Genomic DNA, 24,588 nt, shown 5'->3' with positions numbered 1-24,588 from the left:
TTGCTACGCTAACGCACGTTGGCCTACTTGATTTTGCTGCGGGCCTTCCGCCAGAATGCTCACCAACTGCCTGGCGCGAGCACGGCCGGTGTGATCACCATGGACGATGCGCTGCGCGAGATCCGCCATTCCGCGCCGCTCCTCCTCCGAAAGATCGGCCAGCGCACCGACCACATCTGCCGTGTCATGCGCGATCAAGATGGAACGATCTTGTGGGAAAAGCTCATTGAGGCCGCGCCAGAAATCGCTGATGATCGGCGTGCCGCAAGCGGCCGCCTCAAACAAGCGCACGCTCGGCGACCAGCCCGCTTCGATCATGTCGGATCGGGTAATATTGAGGGTAAATCTTTGCCGGCTGTAGAAGGACGCATGATCGGCGGGCGCGAGATGTTCGATGCGAGTTACATTCTCGGGCCAGTCGATATCAGCGGGAAATTGCGGCCCGGCAACGATAAACCGCATATGCGGCAGCTGCCGTGCCGGCTCTATCAGAAGCTTCTGTAATTTTTCCTGTCTGTCGGGGCTGTAGGTGCCAAGATAGCCAAGATCCCAAAAGGTTTCCTCGCCCGTATTCCTGTAAAGCCGCTCATCGACGGAGCAATAGAGAGCCTCCGCACGCGAGACGCCGAACTCCGCCACCAGCCGGTCGAGGACGCCTCCGCCCGAAAAAGATAGATAGAGATCGAACAGCGGCATTTGACGTGCGGCGATATATTCCTGATCACCCTGTCCGAGTTTCGCAAGCGTGACCGGTGTGTCGATATCATAGAAGCATAAGAGCCGAGGCTTCAGCGCGGCAACCATATCGATCACCGCTACGCCATCCGGCACATAGGAACCGATGATGACGGCATCGGCAGCGGTCAATCGCCGCTCAAATCGGCTCCTGAGTTCATCCATACTGTCGTAATAGGAAAGCTCACAGAAATCCGCATCGGAAAGGTCTCTATGCGTGGCATACCAGGGAACATCCCGTTCGAGGAAAAGCACATGATGCCCTTCGGCATGGAGACCTCTGATCAAGGAACGGAACGTGGTCGCATGACCGTTTCCCCAGGAGGAAGACAAGGAGAGGCCCAATATCACGATATCGAGTGCACGGCTCATTCGGCGGCCTCCTTGCTGGCGAAACGAGACCGTAAGAGTTGATCGACTTCGACGGCACGATGCCGGTACGTGTGCTCGCCGAGTACCCTCGCGAGCGCTCTTTTACCCGTCTGGGCCGCACGTTCGGGGGGCAGGCCGGCCAGGATTTCACGCACATCCCGGCCATCGCGCGCGACGAACACCTCCTCGTTCGGCGTCAGAAAATGGTCAATTCCTTCCCAATAGTCTGTGATCAGGCAGGCGCCGGCCCCGGCCGCTTCGAACACGCGCGTGGCGGGTGAAAAGCCGTTCTCGGCCATGCTCTCGCGCGAGATGTTGAGCACAGCCTTCGGCGTCGCGTTAAAGGCATTATGATCGCGGGTCGGCACGTGCCCGATATAACGGACGTTGCTCGACATCGGTTTGTCGTCCCACCCCGCACCGCCCAAAAGAAAGCGCTGCGAAGGCATGGCTGCGGCCGGCTCTAGAAAAAAGGCCTCGACGCGCGCCTCTCGATCGGGCAGGCGATTGCCAAGAAAGCCAAGGGTCGCCTCGAAGCGAGGATCGTTGGTGACGGGATGATGTGTCTGCGGATCAAGCGCGTTGTAGATCGGAATGCATGCGAGCGCGCCAAGCTGCCGGTATTTTTTTATGACAGGCTCCCCGCCGCCATAGGTCAGAATCAGATCCAGGTCGGCAAGTGCCTTGCGAAGCGGATGATCCGCGGATGTCTGCATTTCGGCAAGCGTCGCCGGCGCATCCACATCCCAGAAAATTTTGAGAGCCCCCGGCCGGGCAGCCGTCATGACCTCCTGCAAAAGCAGGTCGTCCTCGAAGCCGACCCCGCTCGTCTTGATGACAACATCGGCAAGGGCCGCGTCGACCGCAACCTCCTTCAAGGCGGCAATCGTTCCATCGTAAACGACCACCTCGCACCAATCGGGCGGATCGATATCGCGATGTTCCTGGCGCTGATAGACGTCCGGCTCGTAGAAGGTGATACGATAACCCCTGGCCGCCAAGGCTTTCAGCAGACCGCGATAATAGGTGGCCGCACCGTTCCAATAGGCCGACAGAAGGCTCGAGCCATAGAAAGCGATCTTCATTCCGCAACCTCCCGCTTATTCACTGCATTGTGCCGCTCCAGAATGTTCAGGAGTTCGTCCACGCGATGGCCGCAGGTGTGCCGGGTGCGTATCCGCTCCAGGCCGGAAGCAATCAGCGCATTGGCGAGCGCCGGGTCCGAAAGGACATCACGAATGAGGCGGGTCATTTCACCGCCCGTTCTGGCGACGAGAAAATCCCTGTCGGGCCGGAAAAGCTCTTCGCAATCATCCCATGGAGCGGATATCAGCGGAATTCCGCAGGCGAGCGCCTCGAAGACACGTATCGTCGGAATGCCCGGCAGGGATTCAACATAGGGGCGCCTCGGGATATGCACGGTCACGCGGTTTTCGGCGAAGGCCCGCGGCACGTCGGCATTTGCGATCCAGCCGCCGTAATCGATACCGGCTTTGCGCAGAGCGTCGAGCGCTATCGGAGGATAGCGCACACCTCGCACCGTGGTCCTCAGTGCGTCTTTCCCGATGCGGCTGGCAGGCTCGATGAGAAAACGGCCGATCTCGGCGCTGCGTTCATCATCGCCCCAATTACCGATCCATATGAGGTCGCCTTTCTTTTCCACATCGGGCATCGGCCTGAACAACGCCTCGTCGGCGGCTTCGTGCCACGTGAAGACATAGTTCCCCCACCCTGCCTTGAGGTAGCGCTGGCGCAACGTCTCACCAAAGGCGAGAATGAGATCATAATTCTCAAGATCAAGACCTGCGATTTCACTCCGCGCGGAGACGGCGCGATGGTGCGTGTCATGGAAGATAAGTGTGAAGCGCCCCCCGATGCGCCTGGCCCTACCGAGGCGCTTGATGAGCGCGGGATCCGTCCACTCGTGGACGACGACGACGTCAGCGTCGCCGATCGCCTCCTCATGGTCGAAGGCGCTGTCGTAGGCGAGTGACGTCAGCTGCGGGAAAGTACGACGGAAAGCTTCCAGTGCCCGCGGCCCTTGATCCATGAGGAGATTGCGGCGGCTCCAGGAATCGGAAGGTTCCAGGGCGATCGCATCATGCCCTCGCTTCAGGAGCTCGCGCATGATTCCGCGCAGGAAATGCGCATTGCCATGGTTCCAATCCGAAACGAGAGAGTGCGTGTAGAATACGAATTTCATGGATGCACCGCCTCTCTCTCCTCGGCATGCTGCATGGCGCTTGCGTAAACATTCAGAAGCGACCGGCACTGATGGTCGAGCGAATAGGCCCGCGATCGTTTCTGTGCTGACATAGCCTGCTCTTTCCGCAGCCTTTCGTTCTGCGCCAGCAAATCGATCGCATCGGCAAAGCCGGCGGCGTCGTGCGGATCTGCAAAAAGTGCTGCCCCATCCCAAAGCTCGCGATAGGTCGGAATATCCGCCAAAACGAGGGCAGCTCCGGCACGGGCTCCCTCAAGCACGGCTAGCCCGAAGGGCTCGTACAAAGAGGGCGACACGACGATACCGGCCTGAGCCATGACGGCGGCAAGCTGATGATGATGCAACTCTCCTAGCTGAACGGCATGCTTGATGGAAAAATGCTGGCCGGATGGCCCATCCGCAGCCCCCGCCATAAATATCTTCGAGCGAGACAGGCGTGCGGCCTCATCCAATACCGCACCATTCTTGCCATCATCCCACCATCGGCCAACCGCCAGGGCAAAATTCTCCTTGAGGTTTGACCGAGCAGGGAGCTCGCTCGAATTATGGACGACCTCCAAATGGGAAATCGGCCCGTAACATGTTCGAAGCGCATGCGCATGGCTATGGCTCGGCGCAACGACGATATCGGCCCGGTCGAAACCTCGCCGGTTGCGCGAGAATTGCCATCTCCATGGCTCGGGCACATCGGCGCCGCGCACGGATTGAAACCATGTCACGACGCATGAATGCGAAACAGCGACCACAGGCAGATCGATGTCGAGACCGACAGCCTGCGAGGGGAGATTCAGATGAAGCAAGTCTATCGAATACCGATCAATAAGCTGCCTCAGAAGATCGGGAATAATGTCGAGCTCATCTTCATTTCCCGCCATCCAATCCAGGGGAGCATCCAGCCAAACCAATGGCCCGACTGCGATTGCTTCCTGCTCCTGCTCGGAGGAAGGCGATGGTCCAAATCCGGCGAATATGGTGTTAATCCCGAACCAATGTAATCCCCTGGCGAGATCCATGGCGTATCGCCATACGCCGCCGACGGCATCCAGCGTCATGAGAACAGTCCGCGGCTTGCGAGCATCAAGCGCATAGACCGGCGAAGGCATCAAATTGGATTGGCGGACATCAACCTCTCCATTCATGCCGAGGCCCTCCGAGCACGATATGAATCGCCTAGGCGGTTGCTCACGAGCCAATCGCAAAGGTCACGCACGCCGTCACGCCATGATATTTCAGGCGCCCAGCCGATGGCTTCGCGCAATGCGCTGGTGTTCGTGACGAAGTAAAGCTGATCTCCAACGCGCCAGTCGGAATGCATTGTCGCGATCGGCCTGCCGATGATCCTTTCGATTTCCCTGAGCACGATGCGAATGCTCACGGCGTTATCAGGCCCTCCTCCCAGATTGAAGGCCTTGCCCTTTGCTTCATCGATCGAGCTCAGCAGGCCCCGATAGGCGCGCACGGCATCATCGACATGTAAGATATCGCGCACTTGCCGGCCGTCGCCATAAATCGAAATGGCTTCATCGTTCAGCGCGCGGATCAAGAAATGAGCGACCCAGCCTTGATCTTCGGTGCCAAACTGCCGCGGACCATAGATGCAGCTCATGCGTAAAACGGCGGTGAGCGAACCAAAGGACTTGGCGTAGTCGAGAACATATTGATCAGCGACTCCCTTGGAGCAGCCATATGGCGTGCAGAAATTCAGCCTGCGATCCTCGTCGAAGCCATGCTCGCGCAGCAATTCGTCGGCGGGTATATAGCGATCTTCCAATCCGGCCATCGCGATGTCGTGAATGTCGCCGTATACCTTGTTCGTGCTGGAAAAAATGATCGGCGCCGTGTTGCCCGCCTTGCGCACCGCTTCCAGCACATTGAGCGTTCCGCGGGCATTCGTCTCGAAATCATGCAGGGGATGGTCGAGGCTGGTTGTCACCGCCGTTTGAGCCGCCAGGTGAAAGACGGCTCGTGCCCCTATGAAATATGGAGCGATGGCATCGAAGTCGCGGATATCGGCGATTGCCGATTGAACGCGATCTCCGTGATTGTTTTTCAGCCAGCGAAGATTCTGCTCGACGCCGGGCCGGCTAAGATTGTCGAGGACGATCACATCCTCACCGTCTCTAAGATAGCTGTCGGCGAGATTGCTTCCGATGAAGCCACTGCCGCCAACGATGATGATGGGGCCTTCGGGTAATCTCATGACATGAGCCCTCGTTCCTTGAGATGCCGGGTCATCTCGGCATTCCTGTCGATAGCTTCGGTCGTCAGAACCCAGTCCGCAAAGGACTCGAGGGATCCATCGAGATGGTAACGCGGCTCGAAGCCGAGCAATTCCCTCGCTTTTGAAATATCGGCGAAGCAATGACGGATATCGCCGCTGCGGGATTTGCCAGTAATTTCGGGCGCCAATTCCCGGGTTCCCATGGCGGCGGCAAGCAGCATCGCGACCTGCGCTATGGTATAGGCTTGGCCGCTGCCGATATTGATGACGTGACCCGCCGCCGGCTTGCGCTCAAGTGCCAGCCGAAAGGCGCGCGCGACATCGCGCACATGAACAAAGTCGCGGCGCTGATTGCCGTCTTCGAAAATCATCGGCGGCTGGCCATTGGCAAGGCGCGAAGCGAAATTTGCGAGCACGCCTGTATAGGGATTGGAAAGCGCTTGACCGGCACCAAAGACGTTGAACAAGCGCAATGCCACTGCCTCGATGCCATAGGCGCGGCCGAAGATGAGCGTCTGGCGCTCTTGCGCATATTTTGTCAGCGCATAGATCGAGACGAGATCGACGGGTTTCTCCTCATCCGTCGGCGCGGGAAGAAGCTGCTCACCATTGGGGCTCAGCGGATCCCACAGTCCCTCGGCGAGACGACCGATATCGCGCCTTATATAGCCGAGGCGATGACCTACCGGCGAGACATACATGCCCTCGCCATAGACGCTCATCGAGGATGCGACGACAATTCGTCTGATCGGAAGGCCGATCATGGCTTCCAGAAGAACGGCGGTACCGAGATCGTTGGTACCGACATAACGGGCAATCTCATACATGGACTGGCCGACACCGACCTCCGCCGCTAGGTGGATGACGGCATCAATGCCTTGCAAAGCCTCCCGGACCGCTCCCTTGTCGCGCACGTCAGCACGAACAACATCCGCCACATCCACCACTTGCTGGAAGCCGGAAGGACCATGCACCTGATCGATCAGGGCATCGAGAACGCGTACCTGATATCCATTTTCAAGCAGTTCCTCCGTGACATGCCGACCAATAAAACCGCATCCACCAGTAACGAGAACATGTGACATTGAACACCCTGGGCTGTTGAGTTGAGAGGCTTTTGATCGCCCCTAACAGTGATCCCCAAGGAATGTTCCTGACGCTATGACATCATTATCTTTGTAGACTTCTTCCATGATGCGCTTCGATTTCGCTCGTCTGGCTACATCCTTGTACCTGCCACGAAGCATCTTCATCATCTTCTGGAACAAGCCATGCGCATGCCAGTTAGGCACGCCTCTTCGATCCAATTCGACGATCGGAAGGCTAGAACTCCCAGGAGAGTATGAATGAACGCGATCACATCAGTGCAGGCAGTCGATATGAAAGCGGCCGTCGTGACGGGACCCGGGCAGCTGCACGTAGAACGCTTGGCTATGCCCGAACCTGCCGCCGGTCAACTGCGTGTGAAATTGGAAGGTTGCGGAGTATGCGCCTCGAACCTGACGCCATGGTCAGGCCCGGAATGGATGCGGTTTCCGACGGAGCCCGGAGGACTGGGACATGAAGGCTGGGGGACTATCGATGCGATCGGAGATGATGTCGCCGGTTTTGCTGTTGGTGATCGCGTCGCGACTTTAAGTCAGCATGCTTATGCCACCTACGATCTCGCCGATCAGAGCGACATTGTCCGGCTACCCGCCTGGCTCGATAATCGGCCGTTTCCGGGAGAGCCGTTAGGTTGCGCCATGAATATTTTCAAGCGATGCGACGTTCAACCGCGGCAGTTCGTCGCCATCGTTGGAATTGGCTTCCTCGGTGCCTTGCTGACCCAGCTGTGCGTGGCCGCCGGCGCGCATGTCATCGCGATTTCCCGAAGGCCATTTTCTCTGGAGGTCGCCAGACGCGCGGGGGCGCTCGAAACCATAGAGATGACGGACCATTGGCAGATTATCGAGAGGGTGAAGCAAGCGACGCGAGGACAATTCTGCGATCGTGTGATCGAGGCCGTTGGCAAGCAATGGCCGCTTGACCTCGCAGCCGAACTGACGCGCGAGCGCGGACGCCTGGTCATTGCGGGCTATCATCAAGATGGCCCAAGGCAGGTCAATATGCAGTTGTGGAACTGGCGAGGGCTCGATGTCGTCAATGCTCACGAACGGGACTCGGCCGTTTATGTGCAAGGCATTCGCGATGCGATCGCGGCAATCGAAGCCGGTCGGCTCGATCCATGGTCTTTCCTGACCCACCGTTTTCCGCTTGAGCGGCTCGATGATGCCTTGAACATGACACGGGACCGCCCCGACGGCTTCCTCAAAGCCCTGGTTATATACCGATGAGCGTTCGCGACGAACACGCTAGCCGTGGCCGTGTCAACGGCAGCCTTCGGCTTGGCTTTCTAGGTGTCGGCTGGATTGGCAGGCACCGCATGAAGGCTATCCTGGACACCGGGTTGGTCGGAAAGACGTTCATCTGCGACCCATCGGCGGAGATGTCGCGAACAGCTGCAGAACTTGCCGGGCAGAGCAAGATCGTACCTCGCTTCGATGATCTGCTCGCCGAACCGCTCGATGGGATCGTCATTGCCACCCCCAGCGCCTTGCACGCAGAGCAGACCGTTGCTGCTCTTGAACAAGGCATTGCCGTCTTTTGCCAGAAGCCGCTGGGCCGCACCCGAACCGAAGTCGAACAGGCGATTGCGGCGGCCCGGAAGGCGGACCGCTTGATGCAGGTGGACCTTTCCTACAGGCACACGAAGGCCATGAGCCTCATCCGTGACCTAGTTCGCAAAGGAGAACTCGGCCGGATCTTCGCCGTCGATATGGTCTTTCACAACGCCTATGGGCCTGACAAGCCCTGGTTCTACGACAGGCAACGCTCGGGCGGGGGCTGCGTCATGGATCTAGGTATCCATCTTGTCGACCTGGCATTATGGACACTCGACTTCCCGGCCATCGCCGGGGTTCAAAGTTGTCTTCTTCGAAAGGGGGTTCCAATCGCTCTCAACAGCAACGATGTGGAAGATTTCGCCTTCGCCACTACAACCTTGTCGAATGGCGTAACTCTCCGATTGGCCTGCTCCTGGGGCCTCAACGCTGGTTGCGATGCCGTTATCGGCGCAAGCTTCCACGGAACGCAGGGAGGGGTCGTCATGCGGAACCTCAACGGTTCTTTCTATGATTTCGCCGCGGAACGACATAGCGGAACACGCACCGATCTCCTTGTCGAGCCGCCGGATGATTGGGGCGGGCGGGCAGCGGCCGCCTGGGCAACGCGCTTGGCCAGAGACAACAGCTATGACCCAGCCTGCGAAGGCCTCATCAATTCCGCCGAGGTTATTGACGCGATATATGCCGCCGGGAGCAACGGCATCGGCGAATAGCGATTTTATGCAAGCAGCTGGAACCCGTGCCACTCAGGCGAGTTCGATGCGATCTCAATGCATCAACTTATGGATCGCCACGATGCAATCGGGTGAAAGCCGCGGTTCAGGAGCTCCGACACAGAGCTCGGATGTTCTTTCCGAAACGACACTTCCGCGCTGGGTGGTTCGTTCCTTGGCCGACAACGGCATTACCCGCTGTCACGAGGCTGCGGGCATGACGGACGACCAATTGTTGATGCTGAGAGGTGTCGGCATTCAATCCATCAAACTCATCAGAACGGCCTTGGGATATCGACCTGACATGACTTCGGACAAATCCGAGTCCGCCGAGGAGCCATCAGCCATTGAAGATGGCGGGACGGTCCGCCAATAAGGCGCGGATGCGCCCTTCATAGCGCACCACGGCATTCGTCAGGCGTCCTCGCTCAGCAGTATCTTGGCTTTGTGCCGCCAAAGACCAAAGGCCGATCTGAAAGCCTAGATAGCATGCCTCGAATACGTCAAGCACATCCTCGCGCACATCGCGACCGGCTTCTGCCGCAACAATCTGAGCCAAATGTAGCCGCTGCGCTTTCGACAGATCGAATTCCACGCAGGCGCCCGCGACATCCCAGGCGACGTCCTGGCATCCGATGAGATCATGAGAGGCATTGTGATCCAGCGCATCGGTCTTCATCAAACGGCCGTCTTGCCGCCTCACCCATTCCCATCGGTGAAGCCGATTATCCGTATCCGTCCGCCGCAAATATTTCGTCAGACGATGCGGCCGGCCGATCAGCCGCTCGACGTGATCGGCGATTTCGCTTCCGACGGCTTCCCTGATATTGACGACGGCCATATGGCATAGATCGGGGAGCGATGCTCCTCCATGTGCAGCAGGAAGGTGACCTGCCCGGAAACCAAGATACTGGCCGATCTGCTCAACCATTTCCTTTGATGCCGGCCCCGCCGTCATTGGAGAGCCCTCTACCCATGGTTCGACAATGAAGCCGTGACAGGTCCCCAATACCGGTGGCGTGAAGCCGGCCTCGCTCAACACCCTGCCTCTTGCCTGCTTGGTTGCCGTATCGCAAAGCCCTGCAAATTTCACCAGATGGCGCGCCTCGCCGTTCGACAGCAGAAATTTCAGCTTCTCCTGCCGCCTGTAGCTCGGCGGCCAATTGCGCGGATCCCCATAGCGAAGCCTTCGCCACTCGCCCCCCGACAGGTCCTGCCAGGAATCTCCGCTCACGCCCAGGAGCTCGCAAGCCCACGACTTGAGGTTATGTTTCTTTTCCGGCGCATCCAGGATCAGCTCGTGAACATCGACGACATGCGGCGGCCGCTGCCTCCACCGGCGAAGATGCGTCTTGCTGACCTGCCCACCTGGGTCGCCCTTGTGACTTGGAAAAAAATGAAGGCGCTCGGCAGGGACCCCATTCGTCTCCAGCCAATCAGCTATGCAGCCGAATGAACTGCCCGACAATCCGGGGCCTTCATCGACAATGGCGAAATCCGTATCGGATCGGCTCAGAATGTAATTTTGCAAGGTTTCCCCTGGCAGCACGTGCCGGCGGAAAGGATCGCCCGTCGGCCGCAAGGAATAGGCAGGCCCAGAGCCGAGCGCGGCCGCGACAAGCGCGCCAAGGCCGACGCCGATACTGCGCACGCCGATCACCACGGTCTCGGAGGTGAGGCCTGAACGCAAGGCCGCCTCCAGAAAGCTCTCGGGATAGAGCGCATAATGGGCATAACCTTCGGGCCGTCTGATCCGGATGGGTTCCTCAAGCCCGAGGCGCTCCAGCAACGCCTTCCAATCGGCTGAATGCGCCAGAGGTCCAGTGAAATTTCCTTGCCACGACTGCAAAATCATTGCGGCTTGCAGCAACAGCAGCTCCGCACCGGCAGTCTGCGTGTCGGAAATCTCATCGCAGCCTCTTTGCTGAAATTCACGATCGGCAAGCCCCTGGACGAGTTCGCCGGCCATAATGAAGGTCTGCACCAGGAGCTCGTGCCGATGGCGATCTGGCTTCATACTTAAGCAAGTCATCATGCCATCTGCGATCCGTCGGCATATCGATGCGGCTTCCTCGACACGCTCCATATCTCCGTAGACCAGCATCGCCGCACCTCTTCAATCCGAAACATTCGAACGCGCGAAACCGGCTTGCGATCCATTGAAAGATTTTTTCGGGAACAGATGCCTCCCCTCCTTGTTCGGGGATGGCTTTGTAGATGCTGGAGAAAGACATGCGTTCCCATTCCATTCGAGTAGCTATCGTCGGTGTCGGCAATTGCGCGTCCTCGCTTGTGCAGGGGCTGACCTACTATCGCGATGCCGAAAGCAACGAGCCCGTCCCTGGCCTCATGCATGTGGACCTCGGAGGATATCATGTTCGCGACGTCGAGATCTCGGCGGCTTTCGATATCGCCGCTTCCAAGGTCGGGAAGGATGTCGCCGAGGCCATTTACGCCGAACCCAACAATACCCAGCGTTTTGCCGAGGTCGCGCCGACTGGCATCAAGGTCAATCGCGGCAAGACCCTCGATGGCCTGGGCCGATACTTAAAGGACGAGATTCCACAATCGGAAGAGCCGGTCGCCGATGTCGTCGAAATTTTGCGCCAGACGCAGACAGAAGTGCTTGTCTCCTATCTTCCGGTCGGGTCCGAGGAAGCCACGCAATGGTATGCCGAACAGGCGCTCGCCGCAGGGTGCGCCTTCGTCAACTGCATCCCCGTTTTCATCGCCTCGAAGCCTGAATGGCAGCGCCGTTTTGCCGAGAGCCGCCTGCCCCTCATCGGGGACGATATAAAAAGCCAGGTGGGCGCGACGATCGTCCACCGTATGCTCGTCAACCTTTTCCGCGAGCGCGGCGTAAGGGTCGATCGCACCTATCAGCTAAATTTCGGCGGCAATACGGACTTCCTCAACATGTTGGAACGCGAGCGGCTTGAATCGAAGAAGATCTCAAAGACGCAGTCGGTGACGAGCCAGCTCGATGTACCGCTCGCCTCGACGGACATCCATGTCGGACCGAGCGATCATGTTCCATGGCTCGCGGACCGCAAATGGGCTTATATCAGGCTGGAGGGTACGACGTTCGGCGGCGTGCCGCTCAATGCGGAACTGAAGCTGGAAGTGTGGGATTCGCCCAATTCGGCCGGTGTGGTCATCGACGCGATACGCTGCGCCAAACTGGCGCTCGATCGCGGCATCGGCGGACCTCTGGTCGGTCCATCGAGCTACTTCATGAAATCACCGCCGCGCCAATTCACCGATCAGGAAGCCCGCAGGCGTACGCAAGCTTTCATCGAGGACCAGGAGGATGCCTTGCCCGGAGCGGCGGAATGACGACGACCTTCTTCCTTGTTCGTCACGCGGCGCACGACAATCTCGGCGCTTTTCTTGCAGGTCGCACACATGGGATCGTTCTCGGCGATGCGGGCTTGTCGCAGGCAAATCGCCTTGGACCGCGCATGGCGCGCTACCATCTGGATGCGGTTTACAGCAGCCCGCGCGAACGCACCCAGCAGACGGCCGAAGCAATCGTCTCCGCATGTGGGCTGGGTTCCCCGCGGATCGAAGAGGCACTGGATGAAGTCGATTTCGGCGATTGGAGCGGCAGGACCTTTTCGACGCTCGAACAAGACGCCCAATGGCGACGTTGGAACACCATGCGCAGCCTTGTACGGGCGCCGAACGGCGAAACCATGCTCGACGTTCAGAGCCGCGTTTGGAAATTGATTGCAGATCTCGCGAGCAAGGCCGATGGCAAGAGGCTGGCGCTCGTATCCCACGGCGATGTTATCAAAGCGGCGGTCAGCCATGTTCTCGGCTTGCCGATCGACGCCTGGCTGAGGTTCGACGTGGAACCAGCATCCGTGACCCACATGGTCGTCGGAGATTGGGGAGCGAAAATCATCACCCTCAATGAAATCAATCCATGAGCTTGTCGCGGGAGATCAGCATGATCAAAGCAGCTATGATTTGGAACGAGCCAAACAACAAGTCGCACTGGGATCCGGAGATAGATCCCGACTGGAGCCGGTTTGCCGAAATGGCGATACTGGCCGCCGACGCGATCGCGCTTGCGAATCCCGACTTGGTCAAGGTGCTGGGTGGCATCTCTCCGATTGATCCCGCCTTCATGGATCGAATGAAAAATTATGGGGTCCTGGATCATCTCGACGCCGTCGCGGTTCACGGCTTTCCGCTGGACTGGAATCTATGGCAAATTGACGAATGGCCGCGGAGAATCGCCGAAATCGCTGATGTCACCGATCTTCCCGTCTGGGTCAGCGAGGTCGGCGTATCGAGTTTTGGCGCTGAATACGTGCAGCTTTGGGGCTTGAACCGCACTGTCGAGCTGCTCAAGGGGAAGGTGCCGCAATTCCAGTGGTACAGTCTCTTCGACCTTCCGAGGTCATGGGAAGCGACTACGCGCCACAAGGAAGCCGAGGGTTCCTCTTATTATCGGCACTACTACATGGGTCTTCTGCGGGAGGACGGTACGCCGAAGCCGGCCCTTGACGCCTTCGCCCGGCATGCCCCGGAACTCGGCCTGGTTCAATGGTTTCATTTCGAAGATCCGCGACTTGACGAGGCGGTCGCCTGGATGAAGCGGCTCGGGGTGAAATCGATCAGGACAGGCCTTTCCTGGGCGGATCGTTTCCGTCCCAATGCGCTGGACTGGTTCGATCGGCAAATGCGCAGCCTTGAGGACTTCGATGTCACGGTCACCTTCTGCTTCACGCCGGAACATCGCGGCATCGCCCCTCATCATACGAGTGCCCCGCTGGTGCCGGAAGAATTTGCCGAATTCTGCCGCGAAATGGTCGAACGCTATGCCCCGCATCGGACCGCTGATCGCTTCGATCGGCCGTCTTCCGCCATGACGGCTTTCTAATCATCCGTCCTCACAGTTTCCTGTCCGGACAGAAGCGATCGAGCAGCCGACCCATGGGTCCACGCGAATAGGCCAGCGCATGATAGCAGCTCAGCATCAGGCGAGCCCAACCCAGATAGAGACCTGGCCAATGCATTTCACGGGCGAGCCAAAAGACCCGATGGCTCCAAAAACTGATGGCCAGGCGCATGCCGTATATCATCTTGCGCCGGGCACCCAACCCGTGTCTCACCGCAGCGACGCGCTTGCCGGGGCGAATGCCAAATCGCGGCAGACTCATGCGGAAGGCCAAACCTTCCCGTCTTTGCCGAAAGCCTGCGGCTTGGGTACTGACAACGAAGGCTTCGTCGACCGGCGAGAGGCAAATGCGTCCGGATTCCATCCCCGCACCAATGAGCTCGAGAAGCGCCCGCGATCGCACGATCACGACATTGGTTCCCCGCCCGTCTGATGAATAAGGTTCCTGCCAGGCGTCGCCGAACGAAATATCCGCTGTCTCCGCAACCACGTCGTCACAATAGTTGCAGGCGGAATTCTGGAAAAAGCCGGCGCCCCAATCGCCGTCCACAAGGTTCCACCAGTCGCGAGCCCGAAGCTCGCCATTTCGCAGCCCCAGGCTCGCGCGATACCAGCTGGCCGGGCGATCCGGAGATTTTGACCTGTAGTCGATCCGCTCGACATCCTGAATCCGCTGCCCCATCTGCCAGCTGAAGCTCTCGGTCATGCGAGCGCTTTTCATATGCCCGCAAACGAGCCCGAGCGTGAAGGCAATGCGCTCTTTCAGGATCGGATCGGCGCTGCTCAACAATCTCAATGCCTTTATGAAGCAGGGAACGCCGACCACGGCATATCGACCTGGCGTCTTCCTGATCTCATCGAGCACCCCCGACATCTCCACCGGATAGTAGCGCGACTTGGCGCCTGTCTGCAGTGCCTGCGGATCGCGCGAGAGCGTATAGTAAAACAAGGGTCCGTCGGCTAAGGCCGCCCCAGCTCTTTCGACAACATGCGCGACAGCATCGACAAGCCCGTTGCGAAGAAGCTCGGTTGCGACCCAAGTGACCATACCTCCCGAGCTGCCACTGGCGCGAAAGGTGCCTTCCGCGACATGACCGACGAATGTCGCCTCCAATCGGCCGAGCTGAGGGTCGGTTTTGACGGCATTCGGGAAGAGCTCTTCGGCGAGCACATCTTCGTTCTTGCTGCTTGGAGAAAACGGGCATATCCGAGAAAAATCCGCAGTTCGGTCTCGCATCCAACCACTACCCGCACGCGGCTTCCATTGCCCGAAGGGATCGAAATCCATATGGACGTCGTTCTCTTGCGCACGCGCCACACAGGCACCGCATCCGATACAGAGCCCGGAGCGAATGAGATCAGCCGGGCTCACCCGGCCGGTATTTCCCAAGGGATCAGAATGCCTGCTCGATGACATGATTGAGAAAAGTGCTGGAGTTATGACGAAGGCTTTCGATATGCCGGGCGACATCCGGCCCCGGCGCTTCCGTCAAGGCCAGATGCAATCGAGATGCGTGGCTGAATTCAGATATGACACTTCCCTCAATGCCGACCATTGCCGTCAGATCGCGAAGCTTGTTCGATCGATAATCGGAGAGAACGCAGGCCAAGGGCTTTTCATTGACGAGAGCAAAAACGCAGCCATGGAAGAAATTCGTCACCACCGCATTGGCGCCGCCGATCAAGCGGGCGAATTCTTCCGGTCCCGCGTCGATGTGGTGTTCATGAGCCCAATTGTTCCTGTATCCGATGCTGACCAGCCGGATATTATGCGCATCCGCCCAATCTCGAACCATTCGCTGAAACCAGGCCGGAAAGCTGTGCCCGTAAACAGCCGCGTAAGGGTGTAACGGCTGTTCTTTACCAGCATCGAAGATCGCTTGCGGGAACTGAAGGCACGGATCGAGCACCAATTCGGCCTCCATCCCTAAGGTCTCACCAAGAAGGCGCTTCGAATTCAAGTCGCGCACTGAAATCCATGAAAAGTGACGCAGTTTCTCGGCCCAGTGGCCGTTCAGCCGCCGCGCTGAATTGAAATTTCCAAAGCTGGCGGCGTAGGAGGAAAGGAGAGGCTTCCGCAAGCCTTCGCCAAAGAAGAGGCCGCTGCCGCCGTACCAGGGATGATGCAAATTCCAGACCTCATCGCTGCCGACAATGACGAGCGGCAGATCTTCGATAGCCGATGGATCCTCTAGCGCGAACGGTGCGGATAGTGGCAGCCGGGAAACTGCGTCGAGGGATTTGCGGATCTTTATACGGTAAAGCGGATAATCTTCCCTGGCGGTCGCAACAGGTAGCTGTGGCCGAAACGCGCAACGCCATTCGGCCATATCCACGCGTCTCGATCTGTGGTTCAGCAGCAACGCATCGACGTTCATCGATCGCAATCCTTCGATGAGGCAGCGTGCCTGCCAATAGGAGCCGTAGTTGATGCAGCCATGAAATGTCAGCACGCCCGCGCGGCGCCCGCCGCTGCCGGCGACTAAGCTATTCGCGTCGACACTGCGCGCACGTCCATAACTGGCAAGGCCGATCCCATCCGACATCTGATCTCCCCTTTGCCTGCAAACGGCCATGATCGCGGCTCGTCTCGAGCGCACGTTGCCTGCAGCGACAGGCTTACACGTCTGCTTCGCCTTCGAACCCCGCGGGTGATTGAATGTTCCCCGTCGGCGCCGACGTGTCTGTCAGGATTTGCCAAGCTTATTCGGGCGGGATGATCCAGTCATCAGGTGTAATCGCTAGCTCGCGAGGATCAGATCGGCGATGAGCGGAAGATGATCGGAAGCCACCTTAGTCAGTTTGTTTTGTAGAACAGCAGAACCCATGACATGAATGTCCTCGCTGACAAATATATGATCGAGGCGCATCAGAGGGTATCTGGAGGGGAAGGTCGGACGCGCCGGGTCTTTTCCCTGAAGCTGGACATCTTTAAAGAGCCGACCGATCAGCCGATAGGTAGCGGATGCGGGAACGGCGTTCAAATCACCGCATAGGATCGTAGCACCCGGCTGCACGGAACCATGCAGCCATGGGGGACCCAGCAATGTCGTCATTTGCTGGATACGGTCCCGCCCACGAAGTCCGAGATGTGTATTCACGACGTTTAATATGACATCGCCGATGACAATCTCGACTGCAAGAGCGCCGCGAGGCTCGCCTCTTGACGGCAACGGACCAGCCTTGACCGCCCTTGTCGGCCAGTTGGTTATGATCGCATCTCCATATTGCTCCTCCGCGAATGTCAGCGTCGCATTGAAATGAGCTTCCATCTTCAAAAGCGACGCGATCATGCTTGCTTGGTCGATACGCCCTGTCCGCAAACGACGAACGTCGATTTCCTGCAGCGCCACGATATCAGCCTGTGTTTGGGCGATAACGGATGCGATCCGAGTCGGATCGACCTTGCGATCGGTGCCAATGCAGCTGTGCACATTATAGGTGAGTATTCTGATTCGCTTCTCGTTGGTCATATGTGGGGAACACCGAAGCCGCCCAGTCGTTCCGCAGAATAGCCGGCGTGAACAAAGGCAAACCCGATGACCCGGAAAGGCTTGATATGGAATGCGGCAATGCTTGGCGCGCTTTGCCTGGCGCTCTTTCTTCTTTATCGGATCCTTTCGCACTACAGTTTGGAAGAGATTGAAGCATCGCTGCGCAAACTCCCCTTCCTGTGCCTTGCGGCAGCGATCCTCTTCGCGGCGGGTTCCTATATCAGCCTGACCGGCTTCGATTATCTGGCCATTCTGTCGCTTCGAAAGTCCTTGCCATATTCAAAAATTGCGCTGGCATCCCTCATCAGCCTGTCGATGAGTCACAATATCGGATTTGCAGGGCTCAGCAGCGGTGCATTTCGTTATCGCTATTATGCTCGCTGGGGCCTTAGCATGGAAGATGTCGCGAAGATCATCCTATTTTCCGGTGTGACGGTCGCCCTCGGCCTGCTAACCATCGGCGGTATCGCCTTGCTTGTCGCTTCGGAAGATATCGTTACGCTGCTGCACGTCGATGCTCCAGCTCTGCGTATATTGGGTGGCGCTCTTCTTTGCATTCCTGTGATCTATAGTATTCTGGCTAAATACCTGCGAAGGCGGCTGACCTTATGGCATTGGTCATTTGAATTGCCTCAAGCAAGGATAGCTCTGGCACAGATTACGATTGGCACTGTGAATTTTGCCTTCGTGTCCGCATGCCTTTACGCATTGTTTTCGGCTTATGCCGAGGTATCCTATTTCCGCACCGTCACTGCATTCGTGCTTGCCAACACTCTCGTCCTGACCACCCATGTCCCCGGAGGTCTCGGTATCCTGGAAACAACCCTGGCATATGCCGTTCCGAATGCCGCCTCGATCGGAGCCTTGATCGCTTTTCGCTTGATCTACTATCTCATTCCGCTTCTGTTCGGTGGCATCACGATGATGATTACCGAACTGATTTTCAGCCAGCAATCAGCCAAACCGGAGCATGCGACGCAATCGACCCGCGACACGACGGAGGCGTGATGGCGGCCAGGGTCGCGCGGGATCGAACAGTGCCGTCCCCAAAACAGGTGTGATCTTTCGGCTTTTCGAGTAAAGCGGCCTCAAGCCCCTTGCACCAAGGTCGAGCGCCGCGATCGCACGGATAAGAGAGCCCTTTTGCTCAAAGACCTGATCGAGCGTTTCGGAAGAACAGCCGAGAAATTCCGAAAGAAGGCTGTGACGCAGGCTGCGGATGACCTTCCTATGTTCGGCGCCTTGCGCCTCGAACAGAATGTCGCACTCCGTATCCAAACTCTCCGAGCGATGATTGAGGTTCGATGAGCCAATTCGTACCAGGATGTCGTCTGCGATCAACAACTTTGAATGAACAAAAAGAGGCACCTGCCGCGTTCCATCCGGAATGACCGGATAGAAAACGCGCAAACGGTCGAACTCGTCCGCATGTTTGAGTTTCGCAATAATCCTATCCCTATTCCTATCCATGATCATCTTTTCGATCAGACCGTGCGAGCGGTACGCACAGACGATCACGATCTCGGGTCCTTCTTTCTCCTTCAAACGCGCAACCAATGCTTCGGCGATATTGAACGAAGCGAGATATTGCGTTTCGATGTAGAGATGGCACCTCGCTGCATCGATCATTTGTTTGGCTGTGACGCTTCCGAGATTATCGCGCACCCGCGATCCTCTCGTGGGACTCGAGACGGCAAGCCTGATTGGCATGTTGGAAAGAGAAAGCGATCCTTGGCATTGCGATTCATGCTCGCAAGTACGTGCCAAGGGTTCATGCCGCTCGCCAGTTGCCGCCGCCCACCGCTGTCTGGCAATGTCAGAGACGATCCTTGCTGCCTGCCCAGTTACCATGACCTGGAGGTCATGCACCGCTTCGTAGGGCAGGCCCTCCGAATCTCTCCTGCGCTGATCTCCGGCACGATGGCCACGTGTGTCCCACCTGCGCGATGCCAGATCGATGCCGCCGAGGAACGCGACATTGTCGTCAACGCAAACAAGCTTTTGATGATGGCAACCGAGCAAGACGGGCTGGATCGCAAAGCGTAGCTGGATACGATCACTCTTCGGAAAGGTTTTTTGAAAAAATATTCTGAGGGACTTATCCGAATAGATTGGCCCAAGTGCCCAAACCAGAATGCGGATCTGCAAGTCCGGATTGGAAAGGGCTGCTTGCTCGAGGGCGTCTCCCAAGGTTAGGTCCGATTTTTGCGGTTCCAGCAATATTGTCGGATTAAAGTTCCAACCAATAATCCAGATCTGCCGTTTAGCCTCGTTCAGCGCCCCGGCAAGGCACGAAAAATAATTCTTGCCATTGATGAGAAAACTCACTTTCTCCGCGGTCCCTGACAATAATAGCTTAGCACTTTGCTGCATCGTAGGTGAAATCTGCATCGTTGTGATTGATACAAAGCAATAACCGGCTTTTGCGTCGACACTCACTATCGCTTCATGACCGATGCGGGCGGTCTCTATCCTGCCATATCCTCATCAATCAGCCTCGGTACCCCCTTGATCTCGTCTCTACGGAGATACCAATCGGTGGACTTCTCGGAACTCGATACCGCGACGCGACAATCTGTTTTGCTGGCCATTTTCCTCGTTCGCTGTCGGTCACCGGCGGTTGCTGACGTGATCGTGATATTGTTCCGTTTGAACGTCGCGACTGTCGAGGCCCCGTTCCCTCGAATGTTGCGCCTTGTCACGATTGGATAGGACGGCATTTTCACCGACCTTGCCTTCCTCAAGTGTGGTAGCGGCGCCTGACGCGTCGCCCCTGCCTTTCGATCCGCGGGAGAACTGTTTTTTTCCTGCGTGAGCCATCATGCATCTCCATCCATTTGCCAGGACGGTAGCGCTCAGCCTCGGCCCTCCGACTAGGATGGTCCGCCGCGAAAGCACCTTTGGAACATCGAACTTCCCTTTGGGTCGATTGTTCCCTGTTGGCCGGGGAACCGGCATCCACATACACGGCACGGATTTATTATTCCGAGCTGGGAACATTCCTCGCCTGCGATAGTTGCGTTGCGGTTATCTCGAAGGAGAAGAAATGCGGGATGATGATAAAAATTCCGTCGAAACGGATCCGATTGTGTCCGCAAACGACAGTCCTCAACAAAAGAGCAGAAAACGGCGGGCGGGATACCTGATCGTACTTGCGCTTTTGATCATCGCGTTGCTGACACTCGCCGAATGGATACTGAACGGTACCATCATCTTTTCCAACGCGCGGTAGCCGCCGCGTGACTTCAAACAGCAGGAAACCCAGTCAAACGGAAGATACTTGGATTCCATAAAGGTAGATCTGAAAAGGAGACCAGCATGAAGCTCGCGATCGTCACTATTGCGGTAGCGCTGGCAGCGGCGCCAGCATATTCTCAATCAACAGCGGAAAAGACAGGTGTTAATTCCCTCGTGGGGGCGGCGCCAAATACCCAAGACTTTGTCAATGAAGCCGCCAGCAGCGATATGTTTGAAATTGAATCGAGCAAGCTCGCGCTGCAGCGAGGCAATGATCAAACGAAAAAATTCGCTCAGCAAATGATTGATGATCACCAAAAGACAACGAATGAGCTGAAAGATCTCGTCAACAGTGGAAAGGTCAAGGCGACACTGCCAACGGAGATGAGTTCAAGCCAGAAGAAGATGCTGGCGCGGCTGCAGAAAATGCAGGGAAATGACTTTGTCAAACGCTACGACGCGGACCAGCGTTCAGCTCATGCGAATGCGGTTGATCTTTTCAAACGCTATGGAAACGGCGGCGAGGATGCAAGTCTGAAGACCTGGGCCGCCAATACGAGGCCGAAACTCGAGCAGCATCTGCAAATGGCCAAGGAACTTCCAAAGTAAAAAGGCTACCGGGATGAGTGGATGGCTACGGCATGGCTGTATTTTCATCCGCTCATCCGAAGGTGAAACACAATCGATCTTGAAGTGATTGATGGGTGGTTCGGAGACGATTTGGCTCGCAACGGAGTGCGGGATATGGATGACCAACTGCATCTCAGCGATAGCGATGTCATCGAAGTCGAAAACGAGGATGGAACGCGGAAAATCTGCGATGATGTGGCCTACCTGAAGCTCTCCATCGTCAATGCGGTTTTCTGGGCAAGCCTGTGCCGGATAGCAACTGGCTCCTCATCGATACCGGTTTGCCATCGTCACAGGATCGGATCTTGGCAGCTGCGGCGCGCCGCTTCGGTGCGACCTCCCGGCCCGCTGCCATTATCATGACGCACGGACATATTGACCACGCCGGATCTGTCGAACGCTTGGCCGCTTTTTGGGATGTGCCGGTCTACGCCCACCCACTCGAACATCCTTACCTGGATGGACGTGCGTCTTATCCGCCTGCAGACCCATGGGTTGGTGGCGGAAGCTTTGCGCTCATGTCGCCCCTGCTGCCGCGCGGCCCCTCCAACCTCGGCAGCCTGCTTCAAAGCCTGCCTGCCGACGGCACCGTACCTTTCGCTTCCGAATGGTCATGGCTGCATACACCCGGCCATACACCGGGACATATCTCCCTTTGGCGCGAAAGCGATCGCACCCTCGTCGCCGGTGACGCCGTCATCACGACCGGCCAGGAATCCGTCTACGACGTAGTGACGCAGGCTCCCAGACTGCATGGTCCGCCTCGTTATCTGACGATCGACTGGCAGGCATCGGAACAATCAGCAAAGCAGATCGCCAGTCTCAAGCCGGAACGATTGATCAGCGGTCATGGCCCGGCGCTGGGCGGGGCCGGCTTGCGCGCAGCCCTCGATACGCTGGCGACCAATTTCTGGGATATTGCCGCGCCACTGGACGGCCGATATGTCGATCATCCGGCAAGAGCCACCGACGGCACGGCCTATCGCCGGCCCTGATGGTTCGCCACGCTGCGAGATCGGCCGCGCTTTCGCTTGCTCCACCTTTGCAAGAGCCTGCAAGAACCAAGGATCGCTTGAAAAGAGCAGATCGCACCTCCGACCATTCTACCGATGCCCTCTACAAACTGCCGCTCGCGCGGGAACAACGATTGTCTCCGGAAGTTTGAAAATGGACCGACGAGCCCCGCTTGGATATCACCACGGGACCGCCGGAAAAAGCGCATGAGCGACAGGAGTTTCGATAATGAACGTGATCCAGCTTCCGCAGATCCGTCGAAGGGATCGCGACCCTGAACCCGAATTCCGTACAAGTGATCGCAACGGGCGTTCCATGTTCCGTTTCCTGGCCGATTACCATATCGATGGACGGACGTTCGGCATCAGTTTCTGGGCCTATGATCTGGCCGACGCGGAGCGGCGCGTTGCATCCATGCGCGCCAATCTGAGCCTTCAAGGTCAGATCTTCTGCCGGATGTGAGGAGCTTATTCTTTCCATCGGCAGGCAAATGCCTGCTCCATCTCTCATCCTATATGATCCATGTCACCATGAGCCCGGCACTGGCCGAGAAAATTGCCAGGACTGTCAGCCAGCCGGCGACATTCATAAGACGTGAATTCACATGCTCGCCCATGATCGCCTTGTTGTTCGTCATGAACAGCAGCAATAGCAAGAGAGGCGGAGTAGAAAATCCCTGAACCACGCCGGACCATACCAGGGCTTTCATCGGATTTATGCCAATGAAGTTCATCGCGACCGCGATCAACGTTACCGCTGCGATGATGACGTAAAATCCCGGCGCCTCTGGGGCACTGGCGTTCAGGCTGCCCTTGATACCGATTGACTGGGCGAGGTCGTAGGCCGCTCCCGTCGTCATGACGGGAACCGCCAGAAATCCGACCGATATGATTCCAGCCGCAAACAAATATCCGGCGGCCTGTCCGGCGATTGGTTTTAGCGCTTCGGCCGCCTGCGCGGCCGTTTGGATATCCGTGTGCCCCTGAACATGCAGCGTCGCGCCGGTCGCCATAATGATGAAGTACATGACCAGGTTTGAGAACGTCATTCCGACAAGAATTTCCTTGCGCGAACGAGCCAGTTTCGAGCTGCTGACGCCTCGTCTGGCTTTCACCGAAGTCTTTCCCTCGGCGATTTTTTCCTCGACCTCTTCATTGGATTGCCAGGTGTAGAGATACGCCGACAGCGTAGTGCCGATGATCGCCACGATGATCGAAAGAAATTCCTCGTTAAATTCGATGGATGGAATGAGCGAGCCCTTAAGAACGGCCATCCAGTCCGGTTTCGCTAATATAGCCGCGCCTGTATAGGCCAGCAAACTGAGGGCCAGCCAGCGGAAAATTCGGCGAATGAGAATGTAGGAGCCCATCACTTGTAGACAGAGCAGAATGACTGCCATCACGGCAACGATAAGGGGAACGGAAAGCGGCACGAAAAGGTTGACGGCCGCCGCCATTCCGCCCAGGTCGGCGGCAGCCTCGATCGTATTGCCGATAACGACTCCGGCCAACGCCAGATAAAGAAACCATCGGGGATAATTGTCATGGATGACTTGAAATAGTCCACGTCCGGTTACCTGCCCGAGCTTCGATGAAAGGTACACGACCGTGAACATCATCGGCAGCGTAACGGGCGCGGTCCAGAGCATCCCGAGACCGAAGCGTGCTCCGGCGCTGGCATAGGTGCCGATTGCCGAGGGATCGTCGTCGGCCGCTCCAGAAATGAGACCGCGGCCGAGCAGGCTCATTCCTTCATGACGTTGCCTAGTTGGGGATCCATCGCTCTCCTGGTGCTTCATTGCGAAACCGCCCGGACCCGCGCGGTCATGACCGGGGAGCGTCTAAGGGTTGTCAGTTCGTTATGAAACAATCGCATGAAAGATATCATTTCCGTCTAAGCGGCGAAATCGGCGGAAGTTCCGTGCGACCGGCAAATACCTCTCGTCCTTCCGATCTCGTGGAACTTTGCGGCTCTTTCGCAGTAAGGTTCATTTCCAAGGAAAGGCTGCATCATGACAGGCAAAGAAACAAAGTTCGGCGGTCCGAACATTCCTTCCCGGAAAGCGACATCGGACAATCCCGCTCCGATCCAGCAATCGAGCGAGCAAGAGGGTATGGCCCCAACCGTCCTTGAAAAAGATCTGGTGACGCCGATTGGTAAATCGGGCGTGCGCATTTCCAAGAACGATCGGAGTAAGCCAGGCACAAAGGAATAAGACGGGCTTCCGCATGAACCGATGAAAATCTAGTAGGCTGTCGCAGCGGAAAGCCATATGAAGCTGAGCATATATCCGACCGTCAGCGAAATGCAGATCGCAAATAGAAGAGCGAAGCACTTCGGTGACATATTGAAGCTCCTTCACTGCATTTTCCT

Annotated in this window: 23 protein-coding genes and 1 pseudogene; 11 read left to right on the top strand and 13 right to left on the bottom strand. The window is 57.4% G+C overall.

Annotation, left to right across the window (positions count from 1 at the left end; genetic code table 11):
* Nucleotides 1-3 precede the first annotated feature (3 nt).
* From AC13RC_RS07025 to AC13RC_RS07000, 6 genes are all read right to left on the bottom strand, one after another.
* Nucleotides 4-1,107 carry a glycosyltransferase family protein gene (locus tag AC13RC_RS07025; RefSeq protein WP_113388614.1) on the bottom strand — a complete coding sequence of 368 codons (1,104 nt, stop codon included), beginning with the start codon at nucleotides 1,105-1,107 and terminating at the stop codon, nucleotides 4-6.
* Complete coding sequence (locus AC13RC_RS07020; RefSeq protein ID WP_488556815.1) at nucleotides 1,104-2,192, bottom strand: CgeB family protein; 1,089 nt, start codon at nucleotides 2,190-2,192, stop codon at nucleotides 1,104-1,106. Before AC13RC_RS07020 ends, AC13RC_RS07025 begins: the two co-directional genes overlap by 4 nt.
* On the bottom strand, nucleotides 2,189-3,310 hold the full coding sequence (locus AC13RC_RS07015) for a CgeB family protein (RefSeq protein ID WP_113388612.1): 1,122 nt from the start codon (nucleotides 3,308-3,310) through the stop codon (nucleotides 2,189-2,191). The genes AC13RC_RS07020 and AC13RC_RS07015 overlap by 4 nt, the downstream gene beginning before the upstream one ends.
* Nucleotides 3,307-4,383, bottom strand: coding sequence for a glycosyltransferase family 4 protein (locus AC13RC_RS07010; RefSeq protein ID WP_113388681.1), 1,077 nt, complete (start codon nucleotides 4,381-4,383; stop codon nucleotides 3,307-3,309). Before AC13RC_RS07010 ends, AC13RC_RS07015 begins: the two co-directional genes overlap by 4 nt.
* 83 nt (nucleotides 4,384-4,466) lie before the next feature.
* On the bottom strand, nucleotides 4,467-5,531 hold the full coding sequence (locus tag AC13RC_RS07005) for an NAD-dependent epimerase/dehydratase family protein (RefSeq protein ID WP_113388611.1): 1,065 nt from the start codon (nucleotides 5,529-5,531) through the stop codon (nucleotides 4,467-4,469).
* On the bottom strand, nucleotides 5,528-6,637 hold the full coding sequence (locus AC13RC_RS07000) for an NAD-dependent epimerase/dehydratase family protein (RefSeq protein ID WP_113388610.1): 1,110 nt from the start codon (nucleotides 6,635-6,637) through the stop codon (nucleotides 5,528-5,530). Before AC13RC_RS07000 ends, AC13RC_RS07005 begins: the two co-directional genes overlap by 4 nt.
* 261 nt (nucleotides 6,638-6,898) lie before the next feature.
* On the opposite strand from AC13RC_RS07000, the gene AC13RC_RS06995 reads away from it, so the two are divergent.
* Together AC13RC_RS06995 and AC13RC_RS06990 are read left to right on the top strand one after the other, a co-directional pair.
* Entirely contained in the window at nucleotides 6,899-7,888 is a 990-nt protein-coding gene (locus AC13RC_RS06995; RefSeq protein ID WP_113388609.1) for an MDR/zinc-dependent alcohol dehydrogenase-like family protein, read from the top strand.
* Nucleotides 7,885-8,931, top strand: a complete 1,047-nt coding sequence (locus AC13RC_RS06990; RefSeq protein ID WP_113388608.1) for a Gfo/Idh/MocA family protein — start codon at nucleotides 7,885-7,887, stop codon at nucleotides 8,929-8,931. The genes AC13RC_RS06995 and AC13RC_RS06990 overlap by 4 nt, the downstream gene beginning before the upstream one ends.
* Before the next feature lie 340 nt (nucleotides 8,932-9,271).
* On the opposite strand, the gene AC13RC_RS06985 is transcribed toward AC13RC_RS06990, so the two are convergent.
* The gene (locus tag AC13RC_RS06985) at nucleotides 9,272-10,915 is read right to left on the bottom strand and encodes a hypothetical protein (protein WP_488556814.1); all 1,644 of its coding nucleotides are present in this window, start codon (nucleotides 10,913-10,915) and stop codon (nucleotides 9,272-9,274) included.
* A 248-nt stretch (nucleotides 10,916-11,163) separates the two neighbouring features.
* Between AC13RC_RS06985 and AC13RC_RS06980 the strand changes: the two genes are divergently transcribed.
* Genes AC13RC_RS06980 through AC13RC_RS06970 form a run of 3 tightly spaced genes read left to right on the top strand, consistent with a single transcriptional unit; the run spans nucleotide 11,164 to nucleotide 13,822 of the window.
* A complete protein-coding gene (locus tag AC13RC_RS06980; protein WP_488556813.1) occupies nucleotides 11,164-12,267 on the top strand; it encodes an inositol-3-phosphate synthase in 1,104 nt (367 codons plus the stop codon).
* Nucleotides 12,264-12,863: a histidine phosphatase family protein gene (locus AC13RC_RS06975; RefSeq protein WP_113388606.1), complete on the top strand. Its 600-nt coding sequence runs from the start codon at nucleotides 12,264-12,266 to the stop codon at nucleotides 12,861-12,863. Before AC13RC_RS06980 ends, AC13RC_RS06975 begins: the two co-directional genes overlap by 4 nt.
* A 20-nt stretch (nucleotides 12,864-12,883) precedes the next feature.
* A complete protein-coding gene (locus AC13RC_RS06970) occupies nucleotides 12,884-13,822 on the top strand; it encodes a glycoside hydrolase family protein (protein ID WP_113388680.1) in 939 nt (312 codons plus the stop codon).
* A 10-nt stretch (nucleotides 13,823-13,832) separates the two neighbouring features.
* Here the strand turns inward: AC13RC_RS06970 and AC13RC_RS06965 are convergent, their stop codons facing one another.
* The 3 genes from AC13RC_RS06965 to AC13RC_RS06955 all read right to left on the bottom strand — a co-directional run bounded on the left by AC13RC_RS06965 (nucleotide 13,833) and on the right by AC13RC_RS06955 (nucleotide 17,313).
* Entirely contained in the window at nucleotides 13,833-15,257 is a 1,425-nt protein-coding gene (locus AC13RC_RS06965; protein WP_233788519.1) for a Coenzyme F420 hydrogenase/dehydrogenase, beta subunit C-terminal domain, read from the bottom strand.
* The gene (locus AC13RC_RS06960) at nucleotides 15,235-16,386 is read right to left on the bottom strand and encodes a polysaccharide pyruvyl transferase family protein (protein ID WP_113388604.1); all 1,152 of its coding nucleotides are present in this window, start codon (nucleotides 16,384-16,386) and stop codon (nucleotides 15,235-15,237) included. The genes AC13RC_RS06965 and AC13RC_RS06960 overlap by 23 nt, the downstream gene beginning before the upstream one ends.
* 195 nt (nucleotides 16,387-16,581) lie before the next feature.
* Nucleotides 16,582-17,313, bottom strand: a complete 732-nt coding sequence (locus tag AC13RC_RS06955; RefSeq protein ID WP_113388603.1) for an endonuclease/exonuclease/phosphatase family protein — start codon at nucleotides 17,311-17,313, stop codon at nucleotides 16,582-16,584.
* A 66-nt stretch (nucleotides 17,314-17,379) separates the two neighbouring features.
* Between AC13RC_RS06955 and AC13RC_RS06950 the strand changes: the two genes are divergently transcribed.
* Nucleotides 17,380-18,342, top strand: coding sequence for a lysylphosphatidylglycerol synthase domain-containing protein (locus tag AC13RC_RS06950; protein WP_113388602.1), 963 nt, complete (start codon nucleotides 17,380-17,382; stop codon nucleotides 18,340-18,342).
* On the opposite strand, the gene AC13RC_RS06945 is transcribed toward AC13RC_RS06950, so the two are convergent.
* Together AC13RC_RS06945 and AC13RC_RS06940 are read right to left on the bottom strand one after the other, a co-directional pair.
* Nucleotides 18,289-19,773: a phospholipase D-like domain-containing protein gene (locus AC13RC_RS06945; RefSeq protein ID WP_488556812.1), complete on the bottom strand. Its 1,485-nt coding sequence runs from the start codon at nucleotides 19,771-19,773 to the stop codon at nucleotides 18,289-18,291. The genes AC13RC_RS06950 and AC13RC_RS06945 overlap by 54 nt on opposite strands.
* A gap of 171 nt (nucleotides 19,774-19,944) precedes the next feature.
* Nucleotides 19,945-20,154 carry a hypothetical protein gene (locus AC13RC_RS06940; protein WP_113388600.1) on the bottom strand — a complete coding sequence of 70 codons (210 nt, stop codon included), beginning with the start codon at nucleotides 20,152-20,154 and terminating at the stop codon, nucleotides 19,945-19,947.
* Between the two features lie 226 nt (nucleotides 20,155-20,380).
* Between AC13RC_RS06940 and AC13RC_RS06935 the strand changes: the two genes are divergently transcribed.
* The 4 genes and pseudogenes from AC13RC_RS06935 (at nucleotide 20,381) to AC13RC_RS06920 (ending at nucleotide 22,677) form a co-directional block, all read left to right on the top strand.
* The gene (locus tag AC13RC_RS06935; protein ID WP_113388599.1) at nucleotides 20,381-20,566 is read left to right on the top strand and encodes a hypothetical protein; all 186 of its coding nucleotides are present in this window, start codon (nucleotides 20,381-20,383) and stop codon (nucleotides 20,564-20,566) included.
* 86 nt (nucleotides 20,567-20,652) lie between these two features.
* The gene (locus tag AC13RC_RS06930; protein ID WP_113353042.1) at nucleotides 20,653-21,180 is read left to right on the top strand and encodes a DUF4142 domain-containing protein; all 528 of its coding nucleotides are present in this window, start codon (nucleotides 20,653-20,655) and stop codon (nucleotides 21,178-21,180) included.
* Between the two features lie 135 nt (nucleotides 21,181-21,315).
* Nucleotides 21,316-22,196: pseudogene (locus AC13RC_RS06925) on the top strand (MBL fold metallo-hydrolase).
* 247 nt (nucleotides 22,197-22,443) lie between these two features.
* Nucleotides 22,444-22,677, top strand: coding sequence for a hypothetical protein (locus tag AC13RC_RS06920; protein WP_488556811.1), 234 nt, complete (start codon nucleotides 22,444-22,446; stop codon nucleotides 22,675-22,677).
* A gap of 49 nt (nucleotides 22,678-22,726) precedes the next feature.
* Here AC13RC_RS06920 and AC13RC_RS06915 read toward each other — a convergent pair whose 3' ends face one another.
* The gene (locus tag AC13RC_RS06915) at nucleotides 22,727-23,962 is read right to left on the bottom strand and encodes an NRAMP family divalent metal transporter (protein WP_488556810.1); all 1,236 of its coding nucleotides are present in this window, start codon (nucleotides 23,960-23,962) and stop codon (nucleotides 22,727-22,729) included.
* 264 nt (nucleotides 23,963-24,226) lie between these two features.
* Here AC13RC_RS06915 and AC13RC_RS06910 point away from each other — a divergent pair, with 264 nt between their 5' ends.
* Nucleotides 24,227-24,430, top strand: coding sequence for a hypothetical protein (locus AC13RC_RS06910; protein ID WP_113353038.1), 204 nt, complete (start codon nucleotides 24,227-24,229; stop codon nucleotides 24,428-24,430).
* Nucleotides 24,431-24,588 lie beyond the last annotated feature (158 nt).

The organism is Martinezella sp. CNPSo 3890 (assembly GCF_057784455.1).
This window is presented reverse-complemented; position numbering and strand designations above follow the sequence as displayed.